Here is a 13,846-nt window from a genome sequence, read left to right as displayed (position 1 = left end):
GGTGCCGCCTTCCCGCATTGCGCCGCGTCGCTCAGGGGCACCGCCCCCGAACGCCCCGGCAAGACAGGTGAACCGGATGAACGCCCTCCCACTGCGCCCGCTCCGCGCGGCAACGCTCGCGCTCGCCCTGCTGGCAGCCTTCACCGCCACGCTCGCCCAGGCCAGCGTGGTGATCACCGGTACCCGTGTCATCTATCCCGGCGACGCGCGGGAAAAGACCGTGCAGATGACCAACAAGGATGGCTTCCCCAACGTCATCCAGGCCTGGATCGACATCGACGATCCAGCGTCCACCCCGGATACCGCCAAGGCCCCCTTCGTGGTGAACCCTTCGGTATCGCGCATGGCGCCCGGCAGCGGCCAGACCCTGCGCATCCTCTACACCGGTTCCGGCCTGCCCCAGGACCGCGAATCGCTGTTCCACCTCAATGTGCTGCAGATTCCGCCGCGCAACGCCGCCAAGGCCGAGCAGAACCAGATGCTGCTGATGCTGCGCAACCGCCTGAAGCTGTTCTACCGCCCGGCCGGCATCGCCAGCAGCCCGGAACAGCTGCCCGAGAAGCTGCGCTTCTCCCTGGTGCAGAGCGGTGGCGACTGGAGCGTGAAGGTGGAAAACCCGACCGGCTACCACGCCTCCTTCGGCGGCGCGACGCTCAGCGTCGGCGAGCGCCAGTGGAAGCTGCAGCCAAGCATGGTCGCGCCCATGGGCCAGGCCCAGTGGCGAGCGGACAAAGCCTCCGCCCTGCCCGCAGGCAACGTGCGACTGTCTGCCCTGCTGATCAACGACTACGGCGCAAGAGTGGAACTTCGCCATGACCTGCCGCGTTGACTCCAGCCATGGACCGCTGCTGCCCTTCACCCTCGGAGCCCTCGCCATGGTGGTCGCGGGCCTGGCACAGGGCGATGCGGACTACCGCTTCGACGACAGCCTGCTGATGGGCTCGGGGCTGGCCGGCGGCAGCCTGGAGCGCTTCAACCGCGCCGACCAGGTGGACCCCGGCACCTACCACGTCGATCTTTATCTCAACGGTCAGTACGCCACCCGTGCCGAAGTGGAAATGCGCCAGCGTGGCGAGCGCGCCGAGCCCTGCTTCAGCGAGCGCTTCCTGCGCCAGAGCCTGGGGGCGCGCCCCGACCCGAAGGCCGGCAAGGACGACCAGGGCATCTGCCACTGGCTTACCGAGCGTCTGCCCGACTCGACCTGGAACCTCGACACCGCGCGCCTGCGCCTGGACCTCTCGGTCCCCCAGGCACTGCTCGACATCAAGCCACGCGGCTATGTCAGCCCGGATGAATGGGACGCCGGCAGCACCATGGGCTTCGTCAACTATGACGCCAACCTCTACCGCTCGAGTTTCGAAGGATCCGGCAGCGGCGGCGACTCGGACTACGGCTACCTGGGCCTGAACGGCGGCGTGAACCTCGGCCTGTGGCGCCTGCGTCACCAGTCCAACTACACCTATTCCAGCTACGCGGGGAACACCCGCAGCGACTGGAACAGCATCCGCACCTACGCCCAGCGCGCGCTGCCGGGGCTGCGCAGCGAACTGACCCTGGGCGACAGCTACACCGAGGGCAATCTGTTTGGCAGCATGGGCTATCGCGGCATGCGCGTGGCCACCGACGATCGCATGCTGCCGGACTCGCAACGCCAGTACGCACCGCAAGTGCGCGGCACGGCCAACACCAACGCGCGGGTCGTGATCAGCCAGAACGGCCGGAAGATCCACGAGACCACCGTGGCGCCCGGTCCCTTCGTCATCGACGACCTCTACGGCACCGCCTACGACGGCGACCTGGACGTGCAGGTGATCGAGGCCGACGGCAGCGTGTCGCGCTTCTCCGTGCCCTTCTCCGCCGTGCCCGAGTCCATGCGCCCCGGCCTGTCGCGCTACAGCGCCACGGTCGGCCAGGCGCGCCAGTACGGCGACGGCAACGACCTGTTCGGCGACCTGACCTACCAGCGCGGCCTGACCAACGCCCTCACCGCCAACCTCGGCACCCGCGTCGCCGAGGACTACCTGGCCGTGCTCGGCGGCGGCGTGCTGGCCACGCCCTACGGCGCCTTCGGCATGAACACCACCTTCTCCAGCGCCACCGTGGAGAACAACCAGCGCAAACAGGGCTGGCGCGTCGGGCTGAACTACAGCCGGACCTTCCAGCCGACCCAGACCACCCTGACCCTGGCCGGCTACCGCTATTCCACCGAAGGCTACCGCGACCTCGGCGATGCACTCTCCGCCCGCGATGCCAGCGACCACGGCGACAGCTGGGACTCGAGCAGCTACAAGCAGCGCAACCAGTTCACCCTGCTGGTCAACCAGGGCCTGGGGCAGTACGGCAACCTCTACCTGTCCGGCTCCACCGCCGACTACTACGACGGCAAGAGCCGCGACACCCAGCTGCAGGTCGGCTACTCCAATGTCTGGCGCCAGCTCAGCTACAACCTGTCCTACTCGCGCCAGCAGACCACCTGGTACCGCGACGTGAACGACGATTACGATCCGTCCCAGCCGCCGCAGTACAACCTGCAGCACGGCAGCAACCGCAACAACACCCTGACCCTGAGCCTGTCCATGCCGCTGGGCTCCACCAGCCGCGCGCCCAACCTCAGCGCCATGGCTTCGCGGCGCTCCGGTGACAGCAGCGGCAGCACCTACCAGACCGGTCTCAACGGCACCCTGGGCGAAGACCGTTCCCTGAGCTACGCCCTCTCCGCCGGGCGCGACAGCGAAGGCCAGGGCACGGACTTCAACGGCAGCGTGCAGCAGCAGACCTCGGTCGCCACCTTCAACGCCGGCTACGCCGAAAGCTCCAGCTACCGCCAGGTCAACGGCGGCATGCGCGGCGCGGCAGTACTGCATAGCGGCGGCCTGACCCTCGGTCCCTACGTCGGCGACACCTTCGCCCTGGTGGAAGCCAAGGGCGCCAGCGGCGCCGGCGTGCGCGGCGGCCAGGGCGCGCGGGTGGACAGCAACGGCTACGCCGTGGTGCCGTCGCTATCGCCCTACCGCTACAACCCCATCAGCCTCGACCCGCAAGGCATCGACGAGAACGCCGAACTGGTGGAGACCGAACGCAAGATCGCGCCCTACGCCGGCGCGGCCGTGCGCGTCGAGTTCAAGACCCTCACCGGCCACCCGCTGCTGATCCAGGCGAAGCTGCCCGATGGCCAGCCGCTGCCGCTGGGCGCCGACGTGCTCGACGGCAATGGCGTGAACATCGGCATGGTCGGCCAGGGCGGGCAGGTCTATGCCCGCGCCGAAGGAGAGAAGGGCCGCCTGCGCGTGCAGTGGGGCGATCGGGTGGAAGACCGCTGCTCGCTCCCATACGACTTGAAAGGCGCCGACCTCGACCAGGTGCTGGTGCGCCTGCAGGCGACCTGCCTACCGGAGGCTTCATGAACCCCATCCTGCGCAGCCTGCCGCTGCTCGCCCTGCTGCTTGCACCAAGCGCCTGGGCCACCTGCTACAAGGTCACCGGCGTGGGCACCGCGACCACCACCCTGACCTACCAGATCCGCCCCGGGGAGGGCACCGCCGGCAGTTGGGCCGGCGCCTGCGATACCTGCAACGGCCCGCTCGGCCTGCCCAGCGTGATCAACGTCACCGACGCCAGCTTCCAGCCCGATGGCACCCTCATCGCCAGCTCGGTCGCCCCGCTCACCCAGTACGGCGTCACCGCAGGCTACGACCCCGAGCGCGTATTCTTCCGCTGCGCGGCCGGTGACGAGGTCTTCGAAATGTTCTCCACCAACGCCGACGACCTCTACAGCGGCTGGTACCAGGGTGGCGACAGCGTCGGCAACTCCATCGGCCTGCCAGCCGCCTATCGCACCGCCTGGCCCAACGTGCTGCTGCGCCTGACCCACGTCGAAACCGGCCAGTACTTTACCGACATCTGGCGCGAGCGCCTGCTCACCGGGCTGGATATCGACTCGCGCGGCTTCCAGCTGGTCAAGGCGAAGAATCTGAGCGCCGTGCGCGCCGAACTGTTCCGCGCCCCGCTGGAAAGCACCCGCTACTACTCGGCGACCATCGCCTCGCAGCGGTACCTCTATACGCAGCAGGCGGGCTACATCGCCATCAAGGGGCCGGGCCTGTCCTACCCCAACGTCGGCCAGACCCACTACGGCAACTGGTCCGGCTGGCACGCCAACTGGCCCGGCGCCATCGGCCTGTACAACTTCATGACCCTCAAGCGCTACCCCACCTGCGCCATCACCAACGTCACCCCGCACGTGGTCTTCCCGTCGATCTCCATCGGCGAGATCAACGCCGGCGCCAGCCGCGAAATGCCCTTCGAAGTCGCCTTCAAATGCCAGACCGGCGTCATCAACAGCACCGCCGTCAACGGCACCGCACTGGGCATCAAGGTCTCCGCCGGGGCCCTGGCCGCGTCCTCGTCCCTGGGCCTGGTGAACGGCAACGGCGGCCTCTCCTACCTCGTCTCCGACCGCTACGGCCAGCCAGGCGTCGCCCAGGGCGTCGGCATTCGCCTGCTGCGCAACGGCAGCGAGATGAACCTGCTGGCCAATGAAGACTCTGCCAACGGTAGCAACGCCGAAGCGCGCGGCTGGTACCCGGTGATCGGCAACGCCTCGAACAAGACCGGCGAGGTCGGTGGCATCTCGCAGTACAGCGAAACCTTCCGCGCCCGCCTGGAGAAGCTCAGCCTCGGCAGCATGCCCACCGTCACCCCCGGCCGCGTGGAAGCCACCGCGCAGGTGGTGATCCGTGTTCAGTAACCGCCTGCGCGGCGCCCTCCTCGGCCTGGCGCTGCTGGTCGGCGCCAGCGCCCACGCGGGCGTCACCGCCGAGCGCACCCGGGTGATCTTCGACGAGGGCCAGCGCGAAGCCTCCCTGGCACTGGCCAACCAGAACCCCTATCCGGTCATCGTGCAGACCTGGATCGACGACGGCGAACTTGAATCCAGCCCGGAAACCGCGCAGGCGCCGATCATGCCTCTGCCCCCGGTCTTCCGCCTGAACCCCGGCCAGCAGCGCAGCCTGCGCCTGCTCTACACCGGCGAGGCGATGCCCAGGGACCGCGAGTCGCTGTACTGGCTCAACCTCTACGAAATTCCGCCGCAATCCAGCGATCCGCTGGCCGAGGGACAGTCGCGCCTGACCGTCACCCTGCGCACGCAGATGAAGGTCATCTATCGGCCGCGCGCCCTGGCGAAAGACGCTGAAGAGGCTCCACGCCAGCTGGTTTTCCGAAGGGCCGGCACTGCGGTGCAGGTGGAAAACCCCACCGCCTACTTCATCACCCTGGCCGGCGCCGAAGTGCGCCAGGGCAACGCCGGCTCACCGCTGCCGGCCGAACTGCTGCCGCCATTCTCACGGCGCACACTGGCGCCTACCCAGGCCTTGCCGGCCAGCGCTGGCGAAGTGCGCTACCTGTGGATCGACGATGGCGGGAACAGCCAGCAGGGCGAGGCCGAGCTGCGCTGAGAGAGAGGCACCCGTCCGTGCCGGCTGACGCCATCGTTTGTTTCTGCACCGAACAGTCCCCTCTCCCGCTTGCGGGAGAGGGTTAGGGTGAGGGGCTCTTGATCTGGCAGGTGCGGAGCCTCAGGAAGAGGACAGTTGGCCTACCATGGACTTCAGCATCGCGGCAGTTCGCGAGCAAGCTCGCTCCTACAGGCGCATCCTGGGCCCGACTTACTGAAACAGATTCGCCATCACGCAGAACGTCAGCAGCGCCTGGTCGGTATCCACATCCAGCTTGCGCATGGCGGAGATCTTCTGCGCGCTCACCGTCTTCACACTGCGGTTCAGCAGCAGGGCGATGTCACGCACACTCATCCCCGAGACGAAGTGGCGCAGCACTTCGTACTCCTTGACCGACAGGCTGGCGATGCGCCCCTCCACATCGTCCCCGCTGGACAGCACGCTGCTCGAGGACTGCATGCCCGGCCCCCGGTAGATGCGATCCTGGGACAATGCCTTGAGCGCCACCAGGATCTCGTCGAGGTCGCCATTCTTCAGGATCACCCCCGACACCCCCAGGTCGTAGAGGCTGGAGAGGATCAGCGGGTTGGACAGCATGGTGAGGATCAGGATGCGCGTGCCGGGGAAGTTGCGCAGCAGGAACTCGATCAGCTTGATGCCATCGCCATAGGTCTGGTCGCCCGGCATGTTGTAGTCGGTGATGACGATGGCCGGCCGCTGCTCGCGGTACAGGGCCACCAGCTCGCTGGAGTTGTGCGCTTCGCCGATCACCTCGAAGCGATCATCCCGTTCGATCACCTCGCGAACCCCCATCAGGACGATGGGATGGTCGTCCGCTAGTGCCACTCTGACTTTTTCCATGAGTTTTCTTGTGTCCCAACGTTTGCGATCGTCGGCCGGCCACAGGGGCACGGCCACTCTTCAAGAGTAGCCCCGGATACCGGCCAGGCTCTCAGAGACTGGCCAGGGCCGACTCGATTCGTCCCAGCAGCGCGTTCACCGCCGCGGACAGTTCCGGCCCGGCGGGCTGCGCGATCAGCGCCTCCTCCACCGCGCCACAGGCATCACTCAGACCATGGGCCTGGACCACTGCAAGTGCGCCGCGCAGGCGGTGCACCTGTTGACGAACAGTCGCAAGGTCGCTGACGTGCAGGGCATCGGTCACACCCTGCATATCCTGGCGCATGGTCCGCAGGAACAGCTCGCGCATCTTCTCCGAGACCTGGATGCGGTCCTCCGCCGGCGCCGGGTCCTGCAATTGGCTTTCTGCCGGCCCGGCTACCTCATGGCCGCAGACCTTGAGCAACCCGTCGTGCAGCGTGCGCAGGCTCATCGGCTTGACCAGCCAGGCGTTCATCCCCACCGCCATGCAACGCTCGCCTTCCTCACGCAGGGCGTTGGCGGTGACGCCGATGATAGGCAACCAATTGTCCTGGCGGCGCAGTTCTCCCACCAGCTCGTAGCCATTCATCACCGGCATGTTCACATCGGTCAGCAGCGCGTCGAAGGCGCCGGGCGCCCAGCGCTGCAGTGCCTCGCGGCCATTGCTGGTGAGGGTAACGCGGCAGCCCAGCTCTTCGAGCTGTTCCTTGAGCAGCGCCTGGTTGATCGGATTGTCCTCGGCCACCAATACCCGCAGGCCGAGCTTGCCCAGACGGCCGACGCGGGGAGCCTGCCGGGCCTCACCACCTCCGCCCTGCTGCGCCAGGCGCAAGGCCTGGGCGATGCCGGCCAGGTGATAGAGGCTGACCTCCCACCCCTGCGCCGACGCTTGCGGCTGCACGCTGCCCCCGGTCAGTGCACGGACCCGTGGGCCACTCCAGAGCGGCTCGTCATCGGCTTCGAGCAGGTCCAGCAATATGGCACCTGGCGGAACGTCCGCCGGCAGTTCTTCCTGAACCAAGGCAGAGCCGCCCCAGCAATCGATCCATGCCGCCAGACTCTGCGCCAGCTCCTTCACCGGTGCGCGCACGTAGACCGGCTTCGGCAACAGCGGGGCGGCATCGGCCAGCGGCTGGGCGCGCTCCAGCAGCGGCAACGCCAGGGTGAAGGTGAAGCTGCTGCCCAGCCCGGTTTCGCTCACCACGCGCAGCTGGCCACCCATCAACTCGCTGAGCCGCGCACAGATCGACAGACCAAGGCCCGTCCCACTGACCGTGTGCTCATGGCCATGGGCCTGGTAGAACGGCTCGAACAACCGCTGCTGCTGGGCGTCGGACATGCCGATGCCGGTATCCGTCACCTGCCACTGCAGGGCCGTCGCGCCCGCCTCGCCAGCGACGATGCGCAGGCGCAGCACCACTCGGCCGATGTCGGTGAACTTCAGCGCGTTGCTCAGCAGGTTGGCGAGCACCTGCCGGATGCGCACGGCGTCGCCGCGCACCAGGCCGGGAACGTTCGCATCGATGCAGGCGTACAGCTGCAACTCCTTGCCCTCGGCGACGCCGGCGTACCCGACGACCACGTCCTCGGCCAGTTCCAGCGGATTGAACTCCACCACCTCCAGGGCCATCTGCCCGGCCTCGATCTTGGATACGTCGAGGATGTCACTGATCAGTTGCAACAGGGTGGCGGAGGACCGCTGGATAGTCGCGAGGTAGTCGCGCTGCTGGCCGGTCAGCTCGGTCAGTCCGAGCAGCTCCAGGGTGCCCAGCACACCATAGAGCGGCGTGCGGATTTCGTGGCTCATGGTGGCGAGGAACACCGATTTCGCCTCGCTGGCGGCATCCGCCGTGAGTTTGGCGTCGGCCAGCATCTGCTGCGCCTGCTTGTGCGCGCTGATGTCGTTGAAGGCGCAGAGCACCACATTCTCGCCCCGGTAGCGGGTCGGCGCGAAGCTGGCATGCAGGGCGCGTCCTTCTACCTCGAAGACCAGCTCGCCGCTGCCCTCGCCGCCCCTTCCGCCGAGGTCCCAATCCCGGCTGATGCGGGTGATGGCCTCGGCGTCGCCCAGCCACTGCTCGGCCAGGCGGTTCTGCATCACCACCTGGTGGCTGTCATGGCGCAACACGCACAGCGCCACCGGCGCGGTCTGGATCACCGCCAGGCTGAAGGCATGGCTCTCGACGATATCCAGGTGCGCGCGCCTTGCCGGCTTGATCACCCGCCGCGAGTACCAGCGAATGGCGAACCAGCCTCCGGCGAGGCTGCCCAGGATCAGCGCCAGTCCACCGAGGAACTGCCATTTGGCGTAGCGGAAGAAACTGGCGTAGCTCAGACGATAGAGGGCGGTCCAGCCGCCCGTGAACTCGCTGCGGACCTTGAACACCAGGCCGTCGACGCTGACGTTCAGGCCGTCGCGGTAATCCTTCTCGCCACCGGGGAAGTCGATCAGCACCTGTCCTGCCGGCGAGATCAGCTCCAGCTCGTCGAACACCGGGCGGTCGAGTACCTGCTCAAGGTCGTTGATACGCCCCAGGTCCAGCAGCGACACGGCGACGACGCGGCGGTCCAGGTCCGATTCCCACCACAGCGCATCGGGCAGGTCGAGGCTGACGTAGGCCAGCAGCTCGCGAGTCCCGCCCCCCGTATAGGCCTGCGCCTGCGCCCAATGCACCTGCGTGTCGCTGCGCTTGGGCGCGCGTTCCTCCAGCGTTTCATGCACCCGCTCGATGACCTGCAGGTAATTGCCCCGCGTCAGTGGCCGTTGCCCACGGAAGTTGCCAATCGAGGGCACCGCCAGGCTGGTGGGCCCGTGCAGGTCGACGACCAGTACCTGCGGCGAAGGAAAGGACGAGGTGCTCCAGTAGCTGCTGTAGAAATTGGTCAGCATCACGCCGAAGGAGAAGGTGCCGGGCCGCTCCTGCGGACTGGGCCGCACCAGTTGCGCCAGGGTGAAGGACATGGCGAAGGAAAACTCCCGGCCTTCGTGGATCTCCATGCCGTTCTCACGGCTCAGCATGCGCCGCTGCAGCGGGACCACGTCCAGGTCCTGGCGCTGCGTGGACTCGTCGCTCTGCTGGGCGACTCGGTTGAGGAAGGCCTCGTGCTCGTGGATATCCCCCACCAGCCGGGTGAAGTGGAAATGCACCTTGTCCCGCTCTTCCTGCACCACCCGGCCGAGCGCCCAGTAGCAGGCCCCCACCAGCATCAGGGCGAGGGAGACGGCGCACAGCAGCACGACGTTCAGGCGCAGCGACGTGCTGGCCAGTTTACGAATCGAGCCGTTGTCATGTTCCTTCATGCAAAGCATCCGGTGTCGCGGAAAGTGGCGGCGGAGGGCCCGCCGGATACCAGCAGACTGTAGATGTGAGTCAGGCATTAGGCGACCCGCCGGGCCTTGGGAGGCCGACGATCGCCCTGGTATCTGCGATGTTTCTGCCGTGGGTCAATGAGCCATGGAGGCGCGTTCCTGGAGCAACTGGCGGGTAAATACGGCCGGCGGTACCGCTTCGGAGAACAGGTAGCCCTGGGCGCAATCGCAACGCAGCCGGCGCAGCAGAGCCAGTTCGTCGGGGTGTTCGACCCCTTCGGCAATCACCTCCAGCCCGAGCTGCCGGCCGAGCTTGACGATGCTCTCCAGCGCCGCCGCCAGCCCCTCGTCATCCACACAACCGTGCACCAGCGCGCGGTCGATCTTCAGTTCGGTGAAGGGCGTCGAAACCAGGTTGTACAGCGAACTGTAACCCTGGCCGAAATCGTCCTGTGCAAGACCGAAGCCCTTCATGCGCAGGCGGCAGGTGCCTGCATAGTAGTTGGCCGGGGTCGCGGTGCTACTGCATTCCAGCAGCTCGAAGACGATGTGCGCCGGCACGCCACCACGTGCGGCGACAAAGGCGGCGAGGCGATCCGGAAGCTCGGAATCGTCCAGCAGGTGGGTCGGAAGGTTCACCGCCACCGACAGGTGAAAGCCCAGCAGGCCCCAGTCAGCCTGCGCCTGCAGCGCCTGTTCGAGCACCGCCCAGAGCAACGCTTCGTCCAGTCCGGCGGCGCTCAACGTCGCCATGAAGCTGCCCGGGTACAGGACACCATGGCGGGGGTGTTGCCAACGAACCAGCGCTTCCGCAGCGACGATGCGGCCATCGATCAGCGATGCCTTGGGCTGAAACCAGGCGCAGAACTGCCGCTGCTCCAGAGCCTCCTCCAGCTCCTCGCGAGTGGGCACCGGAATCGTCAGCGCACGATGCTGCTCCGCACGCTCCTGACGCGAGACGAGTTTCTCCAGCAGGCGCCGAATCACCGGCGCGCGTGCCGGCTTGGCTATCTGCTCCAGCACGGTGATGCCATGGGCGCGGGCGACCATGCAGGCACTGCCCATCAGTGGGCGTGACGCCGAACTCATGATCGCCAGCAGCGGCGGATGGCTCAGCGCGGCCAGCCGCTGGATCAACTGCACGCCATCCAGACCGGGCATCATCAGGTCGCTGACGACCAGATCGAAGCGTTCCAGCTCCAGCCAGCGCAGCGCCTCGGCGCCATCCTCGGCGGCGCGCAATTGCACCACGCCCTGCTCGCGGAACAGGTTGAGCAGGTACTCGCGCTGGAAGGGCTGGTCTTCGACGATCAGGATTCGCTGATGTCGCATGGCGGCACCTCCGCGGGCAGGTTGGTCAGGCATTGGCGCAAGGTGCGCAGGTCCACCGGCTTGAGCAGGCAGAGGTTCATGCCAGCGGCGAGGCAGCGCTCGTTTTCCTCGTGCATGGCGTTGGCGGTGGCGCCGACGATCGGCCCGCGATAACCGCGCAGGCGCAGGGCGCGGGCCAGCTCATAGCCATTGAGATGGGGCATGTTGACGTCAGTGAGCACCAGGTCGAAGGCATCGGGCTGCCAGCGCGTGAGCGCCTGCCGACCGTCGACGGCAAGCTCCACCGTGCAACCGAGGGTTTCCAGCTGGTCACGCAGGATCAGTTGGTTGATCGGGTTGTCCTCCACCAGCAGCACGCGCAGACCGAGGCCGATATCGGGCAGGACCTCGGCCAGTCGCGCGGCCTCGCCGCTGTTGCAACCCTGTGCCGCCGCCACGGCACGGCGCAGTCCTTCGAGGTTGTAGCGGCCCACGTGCCAGTCGCAGCCCTCCTGGCGCGGCTGCTCGCCCCCCAGGTCGGTCACCAGAACCCGGCAGCCGCGCCACGCTGGCAGCGGCTTGCGGTCATGGGGATGGAAACGCAGGTCGACCAGCACACTGGACGCATCCTCTTCCACCGGTTGGTCGCAGGCCACCACCTGGGCCAGCGCGCCCCAACGGGTGATCCAGCCGCAAAGACTCTCGGCCAGCTCGCGGGTCGGCGCATGCACCCAGACCATCGCGTTGTTCAGCCGGGGTTCGGCGGAGGTTTGCCGATCGACACATTGCAACGGCAGGCTGAGGGAAAAGCTGCTGCCCAGCCCCACGTCGCTGACCACCCGCAACTGCCCGCCCATGAGCTCGGTGAGGCGCTTGCAGATGGACAGGCCAAGCCCGGTGCCACCGGCCATCCGGGTGTTGCCGGAAACCTGATAGAAGGCATCGAAGAGATTCGCCTGCTGGTCTTCGGGTATGCCTATTCCCGTGTCGGCCACCTGCCAGTGCAGGGTGTCCTGCCAGCCCTCGCCGGGCTCGGCACGCACGCGCAGGACAATGCGCCCGCTGTCGGTGAACTTCACCGCATTGCTCAGCAGGTTATTGAGGATCTGGCGGATGCGCGTGGCATCGCCCAGCACCCGCTCGGGCATCTGTGAATCACAGCAGGCATAGATCTGCAGACCTTTGGCACGGGCGGTGGCGGCGTAGCCCTGGACGCTGTCGAGCGTCAGTTCCAGTGGCGAGAACTCCACCGGTTCCAGGCCCAACTGGCCGACCTCGATCTTCGACACATCAAGCACGTCGCTGATCAGCTGCAGCAGCGTCGATGACGAGCGCTGGATGGCGCGCAGGTAGCCGGACTGCTGGTGGTCCAGCGCCGTGCGGCCGAGCAGTTCCAGGGTGCCCAGCACACCGTAGAGCGGTGTACGGATCTCATGGCTCATGGTCGCCAGGAACAGCGTCTTGGCCTGGTTGGCAGTGTCGGACAGGTGCTTGGCTTCGGCCAGCGCGGCTTCGGTCTGCTTGCGCGCGCTGATGTCACTGAAGGCGCAGCAGAGCACGTCCTCACCCTTGTAGCGGGTCGGCGTGTAGCTCAGGTAAAGGTGTCGGCCAGTGTGGGTTTCCACCTCTTCGGAGCCGCCCTTCTCGCCGCTGCTGAAGCCCCGCTCCAGCCAGCCATGGCTCCAGTAACGACGCTCATCGCCAGTGCCCAGCCACTGCTGGGCGAGGCGGTTTTCCAGCACCACCTCCGCATCGCTGCGCCGCAGCACACAGAGCGCCACCGGCGCGGTCTGGATCATCGCGCGGGAGAAACCCTCGTTCTCCACCAGCGCCGTGAGGCGGTGCTGCGCCGGGCCGATCAGACGCCGGTTGATGCGCCGGCACATGCCCCATACCAGCAGCGAGCACCCCAGCAGGAAGGCCAGCGATGCGAGGATCCTGGGCCACATCGGCAGCATCAGGTCGTACAGGTTGAAATAGTAGATCAGCGACCAGTCGGAACTGCCCAGGTGCTTGAGCAACGCCAGGTGGCTGGGCAGCAGGCCCGGGCCGCTGAAGGCGAAGTTGTCGCCTTCCCACAGGTCGCTGAACTGCAGGCCGAGCTGCGGCGTCACTGCGCTGCCAAGGATCGCCCGGTGATCGCGGTCCAGCAGCAGGAAGCGCCCGGCCTCGGGCACGCCGAACGCCGCGGAGAGATCGGCGCCGAACAGCTCCAGCCCCAGCCAACCGTTATCCTGCTCGCTGGTCACCCGGGTGAACAGGTACTGCCGCGCCTGCGGGTCGGTTGGGTCGGCGAGCCAGCGCACCTGTCGCTCCTCCTTGGAAGTACCGGGTTGCGCCAGCGCTTCGAGCACCGACGGCGGCACCACCGCGTTGAGCGCTGGCGCCCCGTACAGCCGCGTCACCGAGCGATCCGGTTGGGGGGAGACATAGATCAGGTTCAGCCGCTTGGCTTCCATCTCCGCCAGGTCCCGCCCGGACAGCGCCAGGCTCCAGCTGGAGCCGGGCTCGCCAAGGGTGACGAAAACCTGCTCGTGGGGCGGCACCGGCACGCTCAACTGCCGCCACTGCACCAGCGGCGCTCCCATCTTCCAGGTCACGCCCCGGCTGATGTGCTCCAGCAGCGACTCGCGTTGCCCCAGGTAATCCTGGGCCTCGTACATGGCCGCGTTCATCTGCCGGCGCAGTTGCGACACCTCGCTGTTGAAGCTCGCGGCGAGGAACAGGCTGAGGGTGAAGAAAAGGCAGGCGATCACCACCCAGGCCAGCAGACGAAGGAGCTTTCGGGCTGCCTTCGGGGTGGAAAAAGACGAATCCTGACGACGAAGGAACTGCTTGAGTTTCATGGCCGCCAGCCTGGCGAAAAGCTTGCCAGGCGGACATCAGA

Annotated in this window: 8 protein-coding genes; 4 read left to right on the top strand and 4 right to left on the bottom strand. The window is 67.0% G+C overall.

The window, feature by feature from the left end; translation table 11 throughout:
* Positions 1 to 76: 76 nt before the first annotated feature.
* From UB43_RS06865 to UB43_RS06850, 4 genes are read left to right on the top strand one after another with little or no spacing between them, the layout of a single operon-like run.
* The gene (locus tag UB43_RS06865) at positions 77 to 829 is read left to right on the top strand and encodes a molecular chaperone (RefSeq protein ID WP_045209692.1); all 753 of its coding nucleotides are present in this window, start codon (positions 77 to 79) and stop codon (positions 827 to 829) included.
* Entirely contained in the window at positions 813 to 3,404 is a 2,592-nt protein-coding gene (locus tag UB43_RS06860) for a fimbria/pilus outer membrane usher protein (RefSeq protein ID WP_045209691.1), read from the top strand. The genes UB43_RS06865 and UB43_RS06860 overlap by 17 nt, the downstream gene beginning before the upstream one ends.
* Entirely contained in the window at positions 3,401 to 4,747 is a 1,347-nt protein-coding gene (locus UB43_RS06855; protein ID WP_045209690.1) for a fimbrial protein, read from the top strand. The genes UB43_RS06860 and UB43_RS06855 overlap by 4 nt, the downstream gene beginning before the upstream one ends.
* On the top strand, positions 4,737 to 5,456 hold the full coding sequence (locus UB43_RS06850) for a molecular chaperone (RefSeq protein WP_045209689.1): 720 nt from the start codon (positions 4,737 to 4,739) through the stop codon (positions 5,454 to 5,456). The genes UB43_RS06855 and UB43_RS06850 overlap by 11 nt, the downstream gene beginning before the upstream one ends.
* A gap of 210 nt (positions 5,457 to 5,666) precedes the next feature.
* On the opposite strand, the gene UB43_RS06845 is transcribed toward UB43_RS06850, so the two are convergent.
* The 4 genes from UB43_RS06845 to UB43_RS06830 form a co-directional block, all read right to left on the bottom strand.
* Positions 5,667 to 6,317 carry a response regulator gene (locus tag UB43_RS06845; protein WP_045209688.1) on the bottom strand — a complete coding sequence of 217 codons (651 nt, stop codon included), beginning with the start codon at positions 6,315 to 6,317 and terminating at the stop codon, positions 5,667 to 5,669.
* 91 nt (positions 6,318 to 6,408) lie between these two features.
* On the bottom strand, positions 6,409 to 9,639 hold the full coding sequence (locus UB43_RS06840) for a hybrid sensor histidine kinase/response regulator (protein WP_045209687.1): 3,231 nt from the start codon (positions 9,637 to 9,639) through the stop codon (positions 6,409 to 6,411).
* A gap of 144 nt (positions 9,640 to 9,783) precedes the next feature.
* Positions 9,784 to 10,980, bottom strand: a complete 1,197-nt coding sequence (locus UB43_RS06835) for an EAL domain-containing protein (RefSeq protein ID WP_045209686.1) — start codon at positions 10,978 to 10,980, stop codon at positions 9,784 to 9,786.
* Positions 10,959 to 13,805: an ATP-binding protein gene (locus UB43_RS06830; protein WP_045209685.1), complete on the bottom strand. Its 2,847-nt coding sequence runs from the start codon at positions 13,803 to 13,805 to the stop codon at positions 10,959 to 10,961. The genes UB43_RS06835 and UB43_RS06830 overlap by 22 nt, the downstream gene beginning before the upstream one ends.
* Between the last annotated feature and the right edge of the window lie 41 nt (positions 13,806 to 13,846).

The organism is Pseudomonas sp. 21 (genome assembly GCF_000955805.1).
Taxonomy (GTDB): Bacteria; Pseudomonadota; Gammaproteobacteria; order Pseudomonadales; family Pseudomonadaceae; genus Pseudomonas.
This window is presented reverse-complemented; position numbering and strand designations above follow the sequence as displayed.